The 19,986-nt window shown below is 57.4% G+C and carries 11 protein-coding genes and 4 pseudogenes; 5 read left to right on the top strand and 10 right to left on the bottom strand.

Going from position 1 to position 19,986, the window contains the following annotated elements:
• Positions 1–487: 487 nt before the first annotated feature.
• From ACNJYD_RS09990 to bioB, 9 genes and pseudogenes are all read right to left on the bottom strand, one after another.
• Positions 488–865 carry a hypothetical protein gene (locus ACNJYD_RS09990; RefSeq protein ID WP_439366183.1) on the bottom strand — a complete coding sequence of 126 codons (378 nt, stop codon included), beginning with the start codon at positions 863–865 and terminating at the stop codon, positions 488–490.
• 721 nt (positions 866–1,586) lie between these two features.
• Positions 1,587–3,671, bottom strand: a complete 2,085-nt coding sequence (locus ACNJYD_RS09985; protein WP_439366182.1) for a methyl-accepting chemotaxis protein — start codon at positions 3,669–3,671, stop codon at positions 1,587–1,589.
• Positions 3,672–4,265: 594 nt separating this feature from the next.
• Positions 4,266–4,607 (bottom strand): hypothetical protein, encoded by a 342-nt coding sequence (locus tag ACNJYD_RS09980; protein ID WP_439366181.1) that lies wholly within the window; start codon positions 4,605–4,607, stop codon positions 4,266–4,268.
• 270 nt (positions 4,608–4,877) lie between these two features.
• A pseudogene (locus ACNJYD_RS09975) lies at positions 4,878–5,688 on the bottom strand (3-methyl-2-oxobutanoate hydroxymethyltransferase).
• Between the two features lie 1,555 nt (positions 5,689–7,243).
• On the bottom strand, positions 7,244–8,506 hold the full coding sequence (locus ACNJYD_RS09970; RefSeq protein ID WP_439367448.1) for an adenosylmethionine--8-amino-7-oxononanoate transaminase: 1,263 nt from the start codon (positions 8,504–8,506) through the stop codon (positions 7,244–7,246).
• Position 8,507: 1 nt separating this feature from the next.
• The gene (bioD, locus tag ACNJYD_RS09965) at positions 8,508–9,137 is read right to left on the bottom strand and encodes a dethiobiotin synthase (RefSeq protein ID WP_439366180.1); all 630 of its coding nucleotides are present in this window, start codon (positions 9,135–9,137) and stop codon (positions 8,508–8,510) included.
• Positions 9,134–10,273: an 8-amino-7-oxononanoate synthase gene (locus ACNJYD_RS09960; protein ID WP_439366179.1), complete on the bottom strand. Its 1,140-nt coding sequence runs from the start codon at positions 10,271–10,273 to the stop codon at positions 9,134–9,136. Before ACNJYD_RS09960 ends, bioD begins: the two co-directional genes overlap by 4 nt.
• An 89-nt stretch (positions 10,274–10,362) precedes the next feature.
• Positions 10,363–10,712 (bottom strand): annotated as a pseudogene (gene panD / locus ACNJYD_RS09955) (aspartate 1-decarboxylase).
• Position 10,713: 1 nt separating this feature from the next.
• A complete protein-coding gene (gene bioB / locus ACNJYD_RS09950) occupies positions 10,714–11,751 on the bottom strand; it encodes a biotin synthase BioB (protein WP_439366178.1) in 1,038 nt (345 codons plus the stop codon).
• Positions 11,752–12,058: 307 nt separating this feature from the next.
• Between bioB and ACNJYD_RS09945 the strand changes: the two are divergent.
• From ACNJYD_RS09945 to ACNJYD_RS09935, 3 genes and pseudogenes are all read left to right on the top strand, one after another.
• Positions 12,059–12,342: pseudogene (locus ACNJYD_RS09945) on the top strand (Dabb family protein).
• 1,087 nt (positions 12,343–13,429) lie between these two features.
• Positions 13,430–14,200: an MFS transporter gene (locus ACNJYD_RS09940; RefSeq protein WP_439366177.1), complete on the top strand. Its 771-nt coding sequence runs from the start codon at positions 13,430–13,432 to the stop codon at positions 14,198–14,200.
• Between the two features lie 950 nt (positions 14,201–15,150).
• On the top strand, positions 15,151–15,627 hold the full coding sequence (locus ACNJYD_RS09935; RefSeq protein ID WP_439366176.1) for an Lrp/AsnC family transcriptional regulator: 477 nt from the start codon (positions 15,151–15,153) through the stop codon (positions 15,625–15,627).
• Between the two features lie 1,377 nt (positions 15,628–17,004).
• Here the strand turns inward: ACNJYD_RS09935 and tnpA are convergent.
• Positions 17,005–17,246: pseudogene (tnpA, locus tag ACNJYD_RS09930) on the bottom strand (IS200/IS605 family transposase); the annotation flags it as partial.
• Positions 17,247–17,533: 287 nt separating this feature from the next.
• Here tnpA and ACNJYD_RS09925 point away from each other — a divergent pair.
• Positions 17,534–17,764 (top strand): hypothetical protein, encoded by a 231-nt coding sequence (locus tag ACNJYD_RS09925; RefSeq protein WP_439366175.1) that lies wholly within the window; start codon positions 17,534–17,536, stop codon positions 17,762–17,764.
• Between the two features lie 1,476 nt (positions 17,765–19,240).
• Positions 19,241–19,825, top strand: coding sequence for an isocitrate lyase/phosphoenolpyruvate mutase family protein (locus tag ACNJYD_RS09920; RefSeq protein WP_439366174.1), 585 nt, complete (start codon positions 19,241–19,243; stop codon positions 19,823–19,825).
• The last annotated feature ends 161 nt before the right edge of the window (positions 19,826–19,986 follow it).

Raw genomic sequence — 19,986 nt, 5'->3', positions numbered from 1 at the left:
ATTCACTCGGGCGTAAGCCCCTTGTTAGAGAGGGACGGATGAAAAGGAATCAAGAGAGAGAGACAATTGGATCGTCTGAGCGGCCACATCCTAAACTACCGGAAAGATCCAAAACAAAGAAACTGACCGCGACCATGAAAAGGCGTGCCCTGAAGGTTAGAAAGTCCGAGCACCGTGCTCCTCCATCCTCCTGAAGGCTATTGCTCCGCAATTCTCATAATCTAATCGGGTGTCTCGACTTCGCTGCCAAGACCCTGCTGCCACTTCGAGAGGGGCTCTGTCCCTTCTTATTGACCGACCGCAGACGGCAGGTCCGCCATGCGAGTGCGGCGGCGCAGCACATGTCCCCCCTGCTCCCTGATCGCAAAGCGGTCGGAGGTTTCGCCGGAGGTCGTGTACTAGTTACGTCGTGGAGGGGCAATTTAAGGCGCGGACCGATTTCAGCAAAGCCGGCCTTCAAATATAACGCTGAATTCAGGCTGCGACTCTACACCGGTTGCTTGGGAGCCCCGACTTCAAGTTGCCCCCACCCCTTTGCCGTACCGAGGGCCACGGCCGCCTCGATGAGGCTCATCGCTACCCCAGACGAGCGGTGATCCGGTACGACGTAGAGTTCGGTGGTGATTCCGTAGGAGCCGCGCGCAAAAAGCGAGATACTTTCCGCCACCATGATAATGCCCACAGCGCGCTCCTCGACAAAACCGAGAAATCCATGAATGCGCTCTTTCATGGCAAGCAGGCCGGCCACCAGCCGAACATCCAGTTCGGCCTGCACGTCGCTAGCGTCGAGTTCTGTAAGGAGAGCCCCAACCATCTGGGTCACGGTTGTGGCGTCATCGACAGAAACTTCACGCGTGCTCACCATGGCACAAGCCCCTTCATCAACCAGAACACGTCCCGCACCACCGGCCTAGACCAAAGGTGCCGCCGCATACGTGTTTGTGCAGATATGCCCCATATTGACGCTCAGATGACGCCCTGTTCACAACATTTGGAGCCGATAGGCGTTGATGTCGCTGACCGCTGTAAGGACAGCGAAACGCTTGAAAGTGAACGCGACGCCTTCTCATTCATCCGGACGTTCAACCCGATTTGATACTCGTGACAGCACGAACATAGTTTTGCTCGCGCCTACCGCCTACACGGATTCGTCAACGATCTCGTTCCAGCTCATCAGCCCTTTCTCAGGAGAGCACTATGACGAACGAATAGTCTCAGAGAATAACCGGCCGAGCCAGTCGAAGACGAACTCATCTTCAGCGTAACCGCAAAATCCGCTTTCTAAGATTCACGATGTGCAGACTTCCATTTCAGGGCGAGCCAATTCGCCTCCCCGAGAGCGTTCTCGCCTCCATGACGATTTTCTCTCGACCCCTTTGTAAATCTTGATCGCCAAATAATGTTAGAAGCCCGCAGCTGATCGTAGGGCTACAGGGATTCGCTGAACTACTAAAGCGTACCGGGAAGATCGCGCTCGCGCGAGGACTTAGTTCGCTAGCCCGAGTGGCCGCGCAGCGCCGTTTCGGTTGATCCAGCCGAAACGCGCTTACGTCACCGCGCAAGATGCGAGCTTGCGATTAGCCCAATTATGCCGCTTGGACTCTCCTAAGGAAACCTCCAAGTTCGTGCTTTAGTCGAGAGCTTTCCTCAGACAGCAGTTCGGCAGACCTCAACACTTGCATCGAAGCCCCTCCTGTTGCCTTCGCCCGATGCGTGACTTCACCGGCGCTCGCCGCGACCTGAGTGGTCTTGCTCGCAGCTTCCTGCAAGTTGAACGCGACATTCTTGCTGGTCTCTTTTTGCTCACCGATGGCTTGGACAACAATCATAGCGATGTCGGAAATGCGAGCGACGATAACGCCGGCTTCGGTATTCGCGCCGACGGCTTCAGTTGTCGCAGCCTGAATATCGTTGATTTGCTTGCCAATCTCGACGGTCGCTTGAGCGGTTTGCATCGCGAGGGATTTGACTTCATCGGCGACAACTGCAAAGCCCCGGCCGAGATCGCCCGCGCGAGCAGCCTCGATAGTCGCATTCAACGCGAGCAAACTGGTCTGCCGCGCGATCGCTGCGATAAGTTGAACGACGCTGCCGATCTGCTCCGCCGCGGACGCCAAACCAACCATACGCTGATCGCCGAGTTCGGTCCTACGGACCGCTTCGCGCGCCATTTCAGCTGCTTCCTCGACCTGCCGCCCTAGATCAGCAATAGTTATAGCCATCTCGCTTGTCGAGGTCGCTACGCGTTGAACGTTCGCGGACGCGTCGTCGGATGATGAGGCAACCTCCATCGCGAGTTCGCGGCTCTCAACCGCAGAAGAGGTAAGGCTCCGGGCGGACGCTTCCAGCTCCGTCGACGCGGACGAAACGGCTTCGATCACCCGCCCTACGGCTGCTTCGAATTCGCCCGCAAGCCGAGCAATATCGGCCTTACGCAGGTCAGCAGCAGCCTGGTCCCGTTCGACCTTGGCATCAAGCTCCGCCTGCAGTTTTTCACGAGCTCTCAGCTTGAACATTTCTACCGCTTCGGCCATATCGCCGAGCTCATCCTTTCGACCAAGGCCCGGCAAAACTACATCGAACCGACCCTCACCTAGCTGGCGCATGGCCGCGGTCATCGAGGCGACGGTTTTGGCAATGCGCTGCCCAAAGAGCATGCTGAACAGGCCCGCAAGCAGCGTTGCAAGTCCAATGAGCCAAACCAGCCTCTGCCGAATCTCTCCGGCTCGGATCTCCATAGCGTACGCATGCGCGTCTGCCGCGGACATGACCTTTGCGATTGCCGGGCGAATGCGGCTGTAAATCTGTCGAAGATCATCCACCTGATCGCTCAGCGTCTGCTGTGTCACCATGAATGATACAAAATTCTCCTTGTACGCCCGCATCAGCTCGAGAAGCTGGGATTTCTCCTCCGTAGGCAGGTTTGCCTGAGCAAGTTCGGTTTCGAACTCCATCTCCCTGGCGGAAAGCTGATCGCCGTATTTTTCTTCGCCCCGTAAGATAAAGTCCTTCTCATGGCGGCGCATCATCAGCATCAAGATCGTCAGGCGCGGCTGCTTCACCTGGCTCAATCGCCCCTCGATGGCGTGCACGGCTATGCGCAACTTGCCCTGAAATCCGTCATTCTCATTGAAGCCTAGGTTGCGTTGTGCTGAAACGACGTTTCCAAAGCGGGTCGCATAGAGATTAATTACCGGCCGCAGGGAGGCTGCCTGCCGCAGCGGATCATCCTCGGGCAACTCCCCGATCAGTTTTTCGACTCGACCTAAATCTTCGAGCTGGCGCTCAAGCAGATCCGCATGCTTCTTGACTGACATTTCAGTGGGCTTGCGGAGGAACTCGGTCGCGATTTGGCCAGACTCCAGAAAGGTTTGTGACAATGAAACGACACGGGCTTTCAATTCATTGCTCGCGCTCGCCTCTCCTTGAACAATGCTCGCGTAGTGCAGAGCTGCGGCGCAGATTACGCCCGTGACCAGCACACCAGAAATCCCGAGCACTGCCATCTGCTCGCGCAATCCGATTCGAAAGCCCCATGGGACGGACGAACGTTCGCGAGTGCCGGAGGATTTCTTGCTCACTTTTTGTCCCTCGAAGTGACCTGATCTGTTTGAGCAGTGCTGACAATCGCAGGTCAGCAGGTAGCGCGCACGTTGATCGAACTGGGTCAACCTGCTTCGTTCAATCAACAACGGGCACTGCCTAATTTAGACTGATTTCGAAATCCTGAACTCGTGCGCAAAACGCGCGCGCCCCGTGCCGGTGCACGACCTAACTGCTGTTGCGTCAGTTTGACGAACACAGAGCGTGGCATGACGTGATCATTTTGAATTGAGCGTCTCACGGAATAGCTGCATCTAAACCGTCCAATTCGCATAAAACATGCGGCGGATGCGCTAAATTCGGACTCAATCAGCACAAGAATCGGATATTTCGACATCCGGCTTGCGCGACTTGACCGTAGGCGCAAGCTTGGAGCTCCAGTGAGTGGTGGGCACTCACTTGATGCTCTCTTCAGCCGCCCTTTGGGGCGTTTCCTCCCTGACTTGGCCGTGCGGAATTTTCGCACGGCCTTTTTTTCGCGATCCGACGAAAGCAGATCGCTCACGTCAATCGCACAATTTTTCGACCTAAGCTGTGGCCCTACGTTGGAGCCCACGATCGTGCTGCAACCTCTGCGAAGGCGTTAGTCAGCCAGGCGCCCCTGGCGCGGGCGGCGAACGCACGCAACTATGTAAGGAGGCGATCGCGTGCAGACTAGCGCTTCACGCGCCTGTGGGCGTTGCCGACCAGGCGAATGGCCGCTCCAGCGCAGGGCTGGAGAGTTGGTGAAGGTCAGGACGTTGATCCGCTTCCCGGTAGACGGCAATGCCGTCGGACTCCGCGGGATCTTGGGGAGCGAGGCTGTGAGGAACGACTTTGATCGCGTCCCGCTCAAGCTCTAATGAAAGTCCGGCCGCGATTGAGGGTTTGGAGGACTTCAATTCATTCCCAAGCTGCATGAGACTGTATTGAAACCGGACTTTTTGCAGCATTTCGCGCCTGCTGTGCTGCCGCAATGCAGCTGCGAATGTACGCATTCGGAGCCGATAGAAATGGCGAACCATATCCTTCTCCCCCTGTGCCGCCTCCAGACACTCTATCCGACCTGCCAAGGCCGGAGCGCAATGCTGCAGACTAGTGCGCTCTTGGCACTGATTTGATGCAATCAATAACATGTCAACGCTCAAATTCCGCGCGGGCGCGCCGGTTATCGTCCAATTTCCGCATCACGGCTTCTTCTGAGTGGGGTCTAGGACCTGATCGCCGGCATTGGCCGGGCCTGTGGCATTGCACTTTCGTCAATCCTACTCAGTTCTATTGTTTGCATATCGTCCTCACTCCGTTCCTGTTGGAGCCTTCCAGTTCGCAATGGTCTCCCGGAGCTCCTCGGGAAGCCAATAGCATTCCTGACTCCCAGGGAATGTGCCCTGACGGACATCGACCGCCCAGCGTACCAGCGCCTCCTGTAGAACCTCCCCATTCGCGTAGGTGCGAACGAATTTTGGCCTTTTACCTTCGACCAGCCCTAAGACGTCGTGGAATACGAGTAGCTGGCCCGAGCAGCTAGGCACGGCTCCAATCCCAATGGTGGGTATTGTCAGGGCATCGCTTGCGCGTTCCGCGAGCTCGGCCGGAATGCCCTCGAGGACCAAAGCGAAGCAGCCGGCCTCCTGGAGACGGTGAGCCATCATCGAGCAGACGTAACGCTTCGGCTTTCCTGCCCCGCACCCTGAAGCCGCCCATGACATTGAGGTTCTGAGGGGTAAGGCGAAGATGCCCCATCATCACCGGAATTTCCGGCACCCCGCTGCAGGAAGCCTCCGGCATTGCGTATTGTTTCATCGAGACTGAGATGAAAGCTGAGGAACGGCATGTCGGCCAACCAGGGCACGAGGCCTTCTGCGCGAGACTGCTTCCAGATGATGATTCATCATTGCTATGCTGACGGGAAGCGTATCGTCGAAGCCCCAGGCAGACATTGTCGACACTATCGCTGACGAGAATAATGTCGATCGCTGTGTCCGCGATGCGCGTCGTGACCGCATCGTAAGCTGTCATCATCGCGATGGGACGTCGCTCCGTTTTCCATTGCTGCAGGACTGGAATGGTGACGACTTGCAAAGCCGACTCTGAAGAGTGGCTCATGCGTGGGCAATCCTGCGACACTCATCGTTGGACCGGACACGGAAAGACTTTCGTTCAGAAGAGGAGAGCAGCTTCACCTCCCGACGCGGAAGCATCGATCAAGGCACGTTCCAAGCGCGACGATGCAGTTTTATTTGCTCGAACCACACGGAAGCCGCCGTCGATACGGCGCACTTTGCAACAACAGGAAGAGAGCTTTGTTGGCTTCATAGCGTGCCGCGGCTCGGCTGCTTTGCGTTCCCGCCATGACCAATGAGCCATTCGTCCCGGAGATGGACCACGACCACCTTCGACGGCAACGTTCAAGCGAGACTTTGTAAATTGAAAATCGATCGGACATGGCATCCCCGCTCAAGCCATACCTCTACCCACGATCTATCCTGTCCGCATGGAGATCACCGGAGGCCGCCATGCCTTTCCCGAGTGTCGAATGCAAGCGGGCAAGGCGGTCGATGATCGCCATCCGACGGACTGCGCAATGCGGCCAGACCAACTTCGAAGAACCGATTCTGCCGCTTCAGCAGTAGTTCCAGTGGCCTCGTTGCCCGCCCACCTCGGCAAGGCTGATGAATGCGAGTGCCGGAGAGCGTGGGCGGCCGGCTAGAGTTCGCAAGCCGTTCGTGGCCAATACCATAATAGCCGCTCAACTCGCAGCCTGTCTGCGGCAAATACCAAAGAATGAGTCGGAAGCTGCTTCTCCCAGCATCACGCCCGTCCCTGTCGACCGGTCAGGAATGTCCCGTTCTGCAGACAGACCCATCAGGGTGAACGGGATCCATGCGAGAGAAACCCAATAGAAATAGTACGATGTGAGCGCATCATTGGAGGCGGTCGCGCAAGGTCGGCCAGATGACAGCATAGCCGTAGCGCCCTTGTTCAGCCTGCAAGCATTGAAATCAATGATTGTTGCCGAGGTCCGTGTCACTTAATTTTCCACCCCCCCTTGAAAGCGCCTCGCTCGACTCGCTGGCCTGTCGGGTGACGTCGCGCTAGACATCGGCCGGCTCAGGGCACTGTCCAAGGGAGCTCACTTAGTGACAGCTGTCAAGCTGCTCGCAACCAGCGCAACCATTTTTGGTCGGCCTCCCGCCGCAACTTGAAGCGGTCGACGCACCTTTTGGAGCAAAGCGCCGTTCGCCAGCAGTAGTAGCGGATCAGCCCGAACTTGCCGCCACAAATAGCGCAGCACCTTCCACCATGGAAAGCGTGAGAGTTATTGCGCATGTTTGCCTCCTATCGGCGCCACTTAGATCAGTCCCATGCATTCTCCACTTCCCACGTCACAGCGCCCGCACATCATGCGCGGCCTCGCCAATTCCGATTCTCGGGTATGCACGAACCAGCAGGCGCAGCAGAATGATACTGATGCGCGCCTTCTTGGCGCGGCCTCTGAGAGCAGTTGCGCCAAACTTCCCCAACTATAACGGCTATTTTGATCCTGAATAATGCAATGAACAGCATTTGGCCGCGCAAATCCTGCAATATTTCAGCTCTGCTTGAGGGTCTTCACCGCAAGAGATCATTCCGGATCTTCGCGGTTCTTGCTCGCCGTGCATCAAGCGAACAGATCGGCAGCTTCCCCGATCGCCGCATAAATCTGATCAATTTCTGCGGCGGTAACGCAATAAGGCGGCATCACGTAGATCGTATTCCCGAGCGGACGCAGGAGGAGATTTCGGTCCTTGAAGAAGGCCTGAAGTTTCGGACCGATGCCGGCGAGATAACCGGCGTCATTTGTTTTCAGATCAAGCGCAGTGATGGTGCCGGTCCGACGAACGTTTGCAAAACGCGGATCAGCCCGAAACGGCCGAATTGCGTGCTCTTGCATGGACGCGAGGGTTGACACGCGCGTGCGCGCATGGGCGTTCTGCCAAAGGTCCAGATTGGCCTTTGCGGCGGCGCAGGCAAGCGGGTTTGCCGTATATGAGCTCGAATGGAAGAACGTCAAATTGCGATCGTTCGAGTAGTGCGCCTCGAAAATATCACCGCGACAGAGCGTCACTGCGAGCGGAAGCGATCCACCAGTGAGCCCTTTCGAATAACAGGCGATATCCGGCGTGACGTCGGCCTGCTCGCACGCAAACAGCGTTCCGGTTCGACCCCAGCCCGTCATGACCTCATCTGCAATGAAGAGAACGCCCCAGTCTTCGCAGATCCGCTTCATTTCCCGCAGCACCCAGGCTGGGTACATCAGCATTCCGCCGGCCCCCAAAATCAGAGGCTCCACGATCAAGGCCGCCGGCATCTCCTCCCGACACACTGAATATAACGCACTAAGCGTGCCCCGCTCGCGACCTGGCGCTGGGAACGGGATTGGTGTGACGTCAAATAGCAGAGGCTCATAGGCTGCATTGAACACGCCACGGGCTCCGACCGACATCGCTCCTACCGTGTCGCCATGGTAGGAGTGTTGCATCACCACAATGCGAGTCCGCGGTTTGCCGATGTTATTCCAATAGCCGAGCGCCATCTTCAGCGCGACTTCGACGCTCGTCGAACCGCTATCTGAGAAGAAGACGTACTCAAGAGCAGGCGGCGTGAGCTGCAGGAGTTGCGCTGCAAGCTCCTCGGCTGGCTCATGGGTATACCCCGCAAAGATAATCTGATTGAGCTTGCCTGCCTGTTCCTGGATGGCGCTCACAATATGTGGGTGACAATGGCCGTGGGTCACGACCCACCAGGACGAGATTGCGTCCATGATATATCGGCCGTCGACGGCGTGAAGGTAAGCCCCCTCACCGCGCGCGATCCTTGTCATCTCGCCTTGAAGCGCGTGCTGCGTAAACGGATGCCAAATTGGCGAGCTTGGGGTCGGCATTTCAACTGAAATCGTCAGCACGGAATGAAGACTTGAATGCCGTCTGAAGCGCCTCTGGCGTGAGAGGCGAAAGCAGAGGCAGTCGTCCCAACCAGCGCACGCGGCCAATCTCACGAATGGCAGTCTGAGTTTCCGCGTTGCGTTCGCCGATGAACGCAATACCCAGAATCGTGATCTGCCGCCTTCGAAGAGCCTCGATCGACAGCAGCGAGTGATTGATTGTACCGAGTTTTGTGCTGGCGCAAACCACGACCGGAAGCTGCCACCTCTCAAGCACGTCGATGTAGAGTGTATCGCCACTTAGCGGGACCATAAGCCCGCCAGCGCCCTCGATCACAAGAGGCCGTCCTTCCGTGTCCGGCGGACTTATGGAAGCTGTGTCGATGCGAACCCCGTCCATTTCGGCAGACTGGTGGGGCGATGCGGGCGTTCGAAGCCGGTAGAGCTCCGGCACGACCCGATCGGCTGAGAGACGAGCCAACCTTGTGACCGTTTCGGTATCGGTTTCTCCGTCAAGGCCGGCTTGTATCGGTTTCCAATAGCTCGCGCCGAGAAGATCGGCCAAGCCTGCGGCGAACACAGTCTTCCCAATCCCGGTATCTGTTCCGGTCACCACGATCCGCAAACTCATCGAGCCTCCCCCTTCGTCTCATCAGCGAGCGCATCGACCATGGAGACCACATCATCCTCGGTGACGTTCAGCGTCAGTGAAATTCGCAAGCGCGCTGTCCCCGCCGGCACTGTGGGCGGCCGAATTCCGCGAATATCGAAGCCGCGATCCTGCATCGCAGAGGCGAGCCGCATCGTATGAGCATTGTCACCGACCATGTATGGGAGGATCTGTGAGCTGGAAGGACATCGCACGCCGCGGGCTTCCATCTTCTGATGCGTGAACGCAACCAGCCTTGCGAGGCGCCGCTGCCGCTCGGGTTCACGCTGCAAGATAAGCAGTGCCTCGCTGACGGCAACGGCAATTAACGGTGACGGCGCGGTCGCGAAGATGAACGGACGACAACGATTGACCATAAAGTCGCGTAGCACACCGGAAGCAGTGACAAGCGCTCCCGCCACTCCCAACGCCTTGCTGCAGGTATGTATGACCAGGAGATTTTCACGGCGACCGTAATGGCTGGTGAGCCCTCGGCCCTGCTCACCGTAAACACCAGTAGCATGGGCCTCGTCAACGATCAGGAAACCGTCGTAGCGATCGGCGAGCGCGACCAGATCATCGAGGGGTGCGAAGTCGCCGTCCATACTGTAAAGACTTTCCGCGACGATCCAGACACGTCCCATTCCTCCATCGGCACGCCAGTCGCGGATCGCACTTTCGATGGCTCCGAGATCGTTATGGGCAGCTATGCGAAACTCGGCCCTGCCAGCTCGCGCGCCTTCATGAATACTGGCGTGAACCAGAGAGTCGAGGACGAGCAGATCGCCACGCTGCGGCAGCGTCGTCAGGACCGCAAAATTGGCAACGTAACCGCTAGCGAAAAACAGCGCCGTCTCTGCACCAAAGAACTGGGCGGCTTCCGCTTCGAGGCATTCATGCTCTTCACAATTGCCGCGCAGAAGTCGCGAACCGCCCGAACCGAGCGGGGTGCCACGTTCGATGGCCGCCAAGACGGCCTTTTTCATACGTGATGCACTCGCAAGCGCCAGATAATCGTTAGATGAAAAATCAATTCCGGCACGCGAATTGAGACCGCGCAAGCGGTTGTTGTCTTGCAGCGCGCGCAATTCCTTGACGTAGGGTCCGAATTTATCCATTCGCGACGAGCTCATTGCGCACTCCACCCCATGCTGCCGGCGTTTTGGCGATAGCCGCCGACGACGAGCTTGAACATGGCACTCAGGTCTTAATGGGTGAGGATGTCATTGTTGCGGTCAACGAGCACGACACGCGGTTGGAGCTCTGCTTCAGCTTCGTCAAAGGATGCATAACCAATGAGAGTAATTTTGTCTCCTGGCATCGCCAAATCGTGCCGCAGCACCATTCAAACCAATGATACCGGACCCACGCGGTGCCTCGATGACATAGGTTGCAAAGCGCGCTTCGGTATCCATGTTGTAGATCTCGACGCTCTCATAGATCAGGACCCTCCGCGTCCAGCAACGCACGATCAATCGAGATTGATCCTTCATAGTGAAGATCGACTTCGGTCACGGAAGCGCGATGGATTTTGCCCTTCATGAAGGCGATGTTCACTTCACACTCGCCCGTCACCGCCTCGATTCTCTGCGCTGTTTCGCTCGGCAAGCTCAGACGTGATGCCGAGCCGCGCGAATAAGTGCGCGTCGCGATCCAACTTGGCGTTTTCTGTCGTCAGCAGCGTATCACCGATGAAGATTGAGTTCGCGCCAGTTAAAAAGCACAGAGCTTGCAGTTCGTCCGTCATATACTGCCGTCCGGCCGACAACCGGACCACGCTCTTCGGCATCATGATTCGAGCAGTCGCGACCAGGCGCGCCACGGCGATGGGATCAGGACGCTGGGCGGTTTCATTGACCGGCACGCCCTTGACCTCGTTCCATAGGTTGATCGGCACGCTTTCCGGATGGCGTGGGAGATTTGCAAGCAGCACGAGCATGCCGAGACGATCCTCGATGCGCTCGCCCATCCCAATGATGCCTCCACAGCAGATCTTGATCCCGGCGCCGCGAACGTGCGCCAAGGTATCGATGCGATCTGCTAGCGTACGGGTTTTGATGATGCTGCCGTAAAATTCAGGCGAGGTATCGACATTATGGTTGTAGAAGTCGAGCCCAGCTTCAGAGAGCTTTGCCGCCTGGCTCGCGGTCAGCATACCGAGCGTGACGCAGCTCTCCATGCCAAGACCTTTCACGGCCTTGACCATGTCGCACACTCGATCAAGATCGCGATCTTTTGGACTACGCCAGGCGGCAGCCAGGCAGAAGCGAGTTGCACCTGCATTTTTGGCACGTTTTGCTGCGGCCAGCACATCGCCACCATCCATCAGGCGGGTCGCCTTCAGATCTGTAGCGAAGTGCGCGCTCTGGGAGCAATAGCCGCAATCCTCCGGACAGCCGCCCGTCTTGATGCTAAGTAGGCTAGCGGTCTCGACGTAATTTGGATCGAAGCTCTCGCGATGAACGTTTTGCGCCTGGAATATCAGGTCTGCAAACGGCAGCCTATACAGAGCTTCGGCCTCGACGACCGTCCAATCAAAGCGGACAAGCCCTTTCTTATCGCGACTGTAGTGCCTGGCTTCTGCGGCAGGATTCATGCATTCATCATTGTCAGCTTGGCAGGACACCTTCTGAAACTCGATTGAAGCTCGCGCTTTTTCGAGGGCAAAGGTATAAGGGCGTACTCTCGCTCAAAGACGGCGGAAATGCAGCCAGATTGCATGATTTCTGCGAAAAGAGCCCCACGCAGTATCGATTTCGACTCTGAGCGAGATCATGTTGCGGCCGTTCGTCAGCAAACATTCGAGCACCAACCGCGGGCTGCGCAGCGGGCGCCGCCATTGCAGCGACCTCACGTTTCGAGGTAGTAAACCAAGCTACACTCCTCGGAATCGCCGACCATCCATGATTCGTCACATCGTGTTGTTCACCGCCAAGGATCAAGCTCAGATTGAGTGCATAGTCGAAGGTCTATCGATCCTCACGAAAATCCCACATCCACGTCGGCTGGAGATTGCCCGCAATCGCAAGAGCGACCCACTCGGGAACGATATCGATATCATCGTTTATGGTGAATTCGACAGCGACGCCGAACTCGCAGCTTACAAGGGGCATCCTTTATACCAGGAATCATCAGGCGTGTGCGACCTCTTCGCGAGCTACGGTTCGCAGCGGACTATAGTGTCTAATGGATGCAGCGCCCACAAGATCGCCGAGATCGTTGTGGGCACGCAGGCGAGCCTGCAAACTTAGTGCGATTGGGCGAACGTAGCCAAATTTGTGTTACGACCGTGCACGCGCTGTGACGCGCCGCCCGGAGCTCGGTAGCAAGCAGCATGCCGCCGACAAACAAAGGGCTTCCGGTGCATCGTGCCGCATCGCCGTGCCAGCTTCCTGACATTGGCTCTGAAAGCTGACAATCAGGCGTCCGCCGTCGTCGGCCCTACCCGGACATCCACCCAACAACGCGCGTCGAGAGCCCAGCCTCAAGGCTAAACCTCACAATCGCGCGCACCTGGCGCATGACCCCCTCGTCGTGGCTGATCGAGCCTTAGCGCGGACAACCGGCAGCACCGCGGGCACATGATCCAACCCGATCGCGTTGCACAACGCGCACCTGAATGTTTATCTCGTGATCGAGAAGTTCCGCGATGGTCTCCAGGTCGTCGACACCTTCATACTACCGACCCAGAGCACTATTAAACGCAAGGATGTGAAGTAGCCTCGGACGCAGGGTGTCCCAAGTCGACGCTGGGGTATATATCGATCAAAAAGCATGGACTAAGATTAATTTCGAAACAACAAAGCCGGTTGTCGAGAAAAAAGCTCCTTAAAGGCGCGTATGATGTGGGGGTTGCTTACAGCATATCGACGCTCGAACACCCGACAAGCTGGAGATCGTACAAGAAATCGGCGAGGCCGTGACGAAGTGCCAGGTGTACGGACCACGGCCCGCTACTCGGGCACGATCATCGCCAGCCCCTATCATGAGTTGCATGACGTGCTGCCTTGAACACATCACAACAACATGAACGAGCACCGTCATAACCTCATCCCCTCCCGACCCGCGAACGAAACTCGTCATTGCTGCTCTGACCATCGCTGCGTTCCCTATTGGCCTGGACACGTTTGTCATCATTGGAGCGCTCGATGTAATCTCTCGCGATCTTGCAATTTCAACCGGCGCGGCGGGTTCGATCATCTCGATTTACGCGCTCTGCTACGCCGTCTTCGCGCCGCTGAATGCCTGGATGTTCAAGGCCATGAGCGGCCACAATGTTCAGATTCTGTCTGTATTCGATCTTCATCATCGGTAACCTGATCTGCGCGATCGCGCCGAACTTCTTTACCCTTGCTGCAGGTCGCGTCATGTCGGCCTACGGCGCGGCGATGTTCACCCCGCCGGCTACTGCGCTGGCCGCTGAGCTCCTGCCGCCAGCCCGCAAAGGGTTAGCGTTGTCTCTCATCTTTGGTGGCATGACTGTTTCACAGGTTGCGGGCGTTCCAGCCACAAGCTGGATCGCAGATGCTATCGGCTGGCGCTTCTCGTTCGGCTTCGTCGTCATTGCCGGGCCTCTCGCATTGGTAATCCTCGCCCCGATGATGTCCGGAATGGCTGCCAATGCGCCGGAGCGCGGACACGGCCCGATTTCGCAAGGCCTCTCAAAGAGCATCTACGGTATCCTTTCGGTGACGCTAATCATCGTCGTTTCCGAGTTCACCGTTTACTCCTATGTGAGCGTCTTCATCATCGGTTCTCTGCTTGCCGGGGTGCCGCTGCTTTCAGCCGCGCTCCTTGCCTACGGTCTCGGAGCCGTGACGGGAAACGTTGCGTGCGGCGTTCTGACGGACCGTTTTGATCCGTATAGATGGCGGTGCAGGCGCACAACTCATCCTGCTCGTAGGTTTGGTTGCGTTCAGACAGCATGGTGCCCTCACCCTGCTCATCGCCTTCTTTTGGGTATGGCGGCTACATGTATCTCGTTCCGATCCAGCACCAGCTTCTCGGTCTGGCCGGAGATCGTTCGAATCTGGTGCTGGCAATGAGCAGCTCAACCTCGTTCGAGGATGGCCATTGGAGCTTTTCTCGGCGGCATCCTTGTTGAGACTGGCGGCGTTGTGTCTCTGGCCGCGGCATCGCTCCTGATTGGTCTCATCGGCATCGGGCTTTCTGTTGCCTTCATGCGTAGTGGAGCACCTGCAGAAGTCGCGACCGCAGAATGACCTAGATGATATCGGTCAACGATCGAGTTATCGTCGTCCCCAAATAAAGACCGCTTGCGCATGTGCGACATTTCCGCCGCCTGCTATGCATTTCGATCGAAGCCGCGCGCGTTCCGCCTCGTAACAACTAAGGGGCCGCTTTAACCTCAATTATTGGCTCATCCAAGCACCGGCGCCCTGGAATTTGACCTCGCCGCGCCGCATCCGCCAATGCGCCTTTGTTTACACCGGCCTTCGAAGGCTCACGGCATCAGCGGAGCAGAATCAGACCCGCAGCCTGGCGCAGGCAGCCGGTATGATCAGTAACGGACGAACCCGGTTCTGCGAGCACCTTTGAGCTACATGCATCACGCCTGGACGGGGAGCCCAGCCGGGCTGCCGTCCACTTCCCAGCGCGTTGGTCACGAGCGCACGGCTCGGGCCGTTCGGGGCCGCGGGCAGGAATGGCCGGCCAACCTCAATCGAGATGCCTTTTCCGTATGATTTATCACGCGGCAGGGCTCGGTTGCGTTTCAGCTTCGTTTTGGTTCATATCGTTGTCGAAAACGAAGACCCGGATCTCATCCGAAAGTTCGGCTTTGGGGCTTCGCTCCCTGCCTTGCCGCAGATGCCGATGACAAGGCTCCTCATCCCCGCTTTCATAGTGCCATGCGACAACACCCATTCAAATTGGGCCTTTGTCACGGAAGATTTCGTCGTATTTTTCACCTTCGAGGATTTCCTGCGCGGAGTGGTCATCTCGCGGCGAAATTCGTCTCAGGCTGGAGTTGATTATGCAGTACGACCGGATAGATGCCCGCATTCTCGAGATCGTGCAAAAGAACAACCGTCTGACTTCAGATGTCATCGGTGAGATGGCCGGGCTTTCTCCTACCGCTTGCCAACGACGGTTGAAGAGGCTCCGCTCGGAGGGCATCATCCAGGCCGACGTGTCGGTTGTATCGCCAAGGGCGGTCGGACGACCTATTCAAGTGCTTGCGCTGGTGACGTTGGAGCGGGAAAGCGCCGAGATCATCGATCGGTTCAAAAAAGCCATGAAATCATCAATCGACGTCGTCAACGGCTTTTACGTAACGGGCGATGCCGACTTCGTCCTGTACATTACGGCGCGGTCCATGGAGGAGTACGAGGAGTTCACGCGACGCTTCTTCTACGAAAATCGCGACATCAAAGGCTTCAAGAGCATGGTCATATTGGATCGCGTAAAGGTCGGATTTGCTGTTCCGGTTGAGCTTCCCTCAGGCGATTGATGCTCCGGTGAGCGTCTCTTTGCCGCTATCGAGGCGTGTCGATCTGACCGTTCCACTCTCCCGCGTATTGAGTCCGACCCGGCGCAAACGCCTTCATTCTCTTGGTTGAAAATCGGCGAAGTTAAGCCTCTCAACGCGGGATTTGGGCGCGTATGAGTTGCTCGCTGCGCCAATCAAGATGAAGATGTTGCTATAGTCGTAATCACACTCTCGTTACGGTCAGCGCGCAGGCTAGCGAAAAGCCTCCTGCCAAAAGACGGACTATGACCGACGGCGTGCCCGCCGCCCAAGTGCTTTACTGCTCTCACGATAGAGCTCTCGAGCAGCTGTCCAGCACACGGCCGGAGCATCAGCGTTCTCTTCGGGTGGGTCCTGCGAAGCGGCCTGTTGTGAGGAACGCAATCCTGGCGCGTCTTTCTATCCAACAGCTTGCGGCAATAGGGGAATGCCCCCGAACCGATCGTCTTGAAAGAACGCATGGTTCTGCAAGAGCCAAAAAGGCCGGTCGAGCACGTCTACTTCATGGAGAGCGGCCTCGTTTCGCTGAGAGTTGTTGCCGCAGGCAGTATGCTCGAAACGGCAGTCATAGGCTATCGTGGCGCCGTTGGCACTTCTTTCTTGTGGGGAAGGACATCTTTCGGCGCATCAATCGGTCGTCGTCTTCCCCGGAAGTGCTCACAGAATTCGCGTCGAGGATCTTTGTCGGATCATGAAAACGCGTCCCGAGATCGGAGACCACATGTTCGAATACGTCCAAGCGCTGACATTTCAGTGCGTCCAGGCGGCATTGCGCGGGGTTCGGCACCATCGTGAACAGCGCCCCGCGAGGTGGCTTTGCCTTGCTAGTGAAGCTGTTAACGCCCGCGTGCTGCCGTCACCCACGATTACCTTTCCTCGGTGCTGGGACTTCGCCGCGCGGGGGTGACCGAAACCTTGATCCGCTTCGAGCGCCTAGGACTTCTTCGCAAGATGCGGGGCGTCTTGCAGATCGATGAACACAAATTGCTCGAAGAGAAGGCATGCTGTTGCTACAAGCTCGTCTCAGCTGCCTATGCGTCCTCATCAGTGCGCACCCTCAGTGAAGAACAGGCGAGTTAACAACTTCCAAGCTGCCTTCTGCATCACCTGCTTAGGCTATTTATCCTGGGGCGTAGATGAAGCAGGGCTCGCGGAGCAGGTCATATGATCGCCTATGGAGGCTCAGCACGAGGGCTGATCTTATCAGCACCATGATGCAATAGTGGGGGACGTGCATCTTGAGAACGGACCCTGCAGGAGGACGCGATCAAAGTCCGGTCAACCGACTTGCATGCCCATAGGGTCGTTAGCGGGGGAGCCGGATCTCCTCCTGCCTCCTGCTTACCGATCTATTCCCTGATCACCGCGACCGACGGTCGAGACGAAGTATCCCCCGGCCCAGAAAGTGCTGCCGAGCGAAGTTGCGCTTCCTCTCTCCATCCCGCGCCAAGTGGATAGCGCTCTTGCCCTTGATGCACCCCATCACTTGCAACGCACATATTTGGGGGGATCATCATGTGAACATGAGCGGGCACCAAATGCCCCGCCTCGACCGCGCATTCCTTCTACATTGCCAGTCTGCGGAACACATCGCCGAGATGCTGCCAGTTTTGATCTAGCCTACTTAGGCCGGACATTTTCGCTCCTCTCGCATTGTGCCAGAACTGGTAGGAGAAGGTCGGTCGAATTCGGCGTATTCATTGCGAGCTCGGTGCGCGGCTTGCGCCTAACGCCATAGCTTGTGCGGACCCTCGCGACAACGAGGTTGATGTCACTCCATTTCTATAAGTCGCCTGACAATTGCGCGACTGTTTGTGATGCGACTTGGCATGTCTCCGCTATCGATTCCGTCACAGGAGCCTCAGCCGTCGTTCCACGAGGGGACAGGATGACTCGGCTCCTCGAGTCCGCTTCGCGCGGCTCCGCCACACGGATCGTTCTTGTTGGCAGGAATCGGGCCGGCTACTGGGTCGCGCTTGAACAAGGGGGCTTCTTTGGCGGCCTTTTTGTCAACCGCGCGCATGCCATGAAATATGCGCTGCTCAAGAATGGAGGCCATCCAGAAAGCATCATCGAGGTCACGCGTGAGATTGAACTGGAGTTTTGCACCAGCTCATGAGCGCCGCAGCGTCATATTTCGTAAACAGATATCCTCGAAAGAGTGAGCCGTTTGCCATACCCGCCGCTCCCGTCCATGCCGTACGCCAGTACTGGGATCGGTATTAGCCGAGCAATCCAGCTTAACTGCCGACCCGCATCCGTAGCGAAATGCTCAGCTTTTCCTCGCGTGTCACCTACCAATGCTAGCAATTGATCGAGTCGCTTGACAATGGACCGGGCCGCAGCGAGCGAACCTTGGCGCTGCTTCAAGGGGCGCCGCGCATTTTCTTCGTCGTGAGCCGAAAAGCGGTTCGAGTCGTTTTAGGCTAGAACATTCACACGTCTGCGCGGCGCCCAACGCACAAAGCGCCGAGTATATTGTTCTGCTGGTGAAGCGCGGCCGCGAAACGCGCCGTCGCCTACGGCGATTGCGACAAGGCATCCAAAGTTGCGATGGTTTCATTCAACAAACATAATCTCCGATCTGTCCGCAACTTTGAGTAGAAGCCGTCAACGATCCGGCGTCAAACTTCAGGTGCTCCTATTGTCTCTCGTTGCAGAACGGCTCAAGGCTGGTCCGTTTCTCAGAAGCCGAGGCCATGACGGCGTGAGCAGTCGAGCTATGCGAAAGTGCGGACGCGATCATACTTGGTCAGAGCGCCCCTTCGAAACCTCACTTGCTGCCTTCGAGGCGCGCATCTGCGCAATCCGCCACGGGCCGACGAAATGCACCGCGCTCATTGCGAGAAGGCGCCTGGGCAGGCCGCGGGGACTTGGTCGCGATCATGTCGATCAGACCGCGGTCTTTTCCGGCGAAGCAGGCGTGTTCAACGCGAACTTTGCAAGTCTCAATGCCGGCAACGGCGGTTCGAAAGCCAACGCAATGATGAGTTGGCACGTTCCGTATGGCGTCGGACTTTTAACTCTGGTCAACGTCATCAATCTCGTCCGGTGTCGCACCTTTTCCAAGGGAGCTCGATCGCGCAATATGCAGCTGTCGGGCGCGGTCTGGCACCCGGGATCATCTAGGCAATTCGCGCGCGCTTCCGCAACGCCGCGAGGCTCGTCGTCGCGAAGCTGAACCAGGCGGAAGGACCATCGTGCCCCTTATTCGGCTCATTTTGCGCATTTTCCTCCTGCGCCACTGAACGCAAACGCACGCCGGGCGGCAAGGTGACAGATTGGCTGCCATGTTCGCCCTCTGGTAGAGCTGCTCCCCGGCGGCTTCCGGGCTACGCCCCTACATTCGCATCTGCCATGCTTCCTCGCTTAAGACTCTCACCCGCGCCTGGGACCGGATCATCACCGCTTGCACCGCCCATCTTGAAAGACGTCGGATGTCCCCTGCCAAACGCCTGCGCGCCCGGACGGCCGAAAGCAGTCTGTCCACGTTATGGCAGCTCACAGCCCCCTTCAGCGATCCTCGCGGAGGAAGCCGGCTCCGATGAGCTGTGGGCCTCCGGTTTAACTTTCCGCACTTTATAGCTTGGCTGACATGAGCCTGCCTGATCTCGATGGCCCAGGATCTGGATATGCTGCGAGCAATCGCTGGACGCACGACGATCCCGATTGTGGCCGACATCGACACAGGCTATGGCAATGCCATTATGTCATCCATGCGATTGGCGAGTATGAAAGGGCCGGCGCCAGTGCCGTTCTCATCGAGGAGAAGATATTTCCGAAGGTTACAAGTCTTGCTGCGGACGGCCGCCAGAAACTGCTGCGCATCGAGGAGTTCCGGGGGAAGATCGAGGCTGCTCTTACCGCAAGACGCGATCCAAACTTTCTTGTGATCGCGAGAACCGAAGTGCTCATCGCAGGCCTTGGCGAAGCCGAAGCCTTCCGCGCAAGCATATGTGAAAGCTGGTGCGGACGTGATCCTGGTCCTGGCGAGATCGAAAGCTTCTCCCGCGCCTGGACCGGTTCAGTGCCGCTGGCCATTTTGCCAAATGCTTATCCGGATCTGGATGCCCGTCGGGTCAAGGCGTTGGGCAACGTCCAGATGATAATCTATGGCAATTACGGCATCCGAGCCTCTAGCACGGCATTTGAGGGACACCTTCCGCCGTATCATCGCTGATGGCGGCGTCCAGAGCGTCCACAAGGATATTGTACCGGTAGAGGAAATCTTCAGACTGCAAAGAATGGACGAGATTGAGGCAGCTGAAACGCGCTTTCTGCGCTGATGCGAGGCTGTAGGCCAACTCCAACCTCGCCTGATCGGCTGTGGCAGCAATCTCG

Source organism: Bradyrhizobium sp. SPXBL-02 (assembly GCF_051853065.1).
Taxonomy (GTDB): domain Bacteria; phylum Pseudomonadota; class Alphaproteobacteria; order Rhizobiales; family Xanthobacteraceae; genus Bradyrhizobium.
This window is presented reverse-complemented; position numbering and strand designations above follow the sequence as displayed.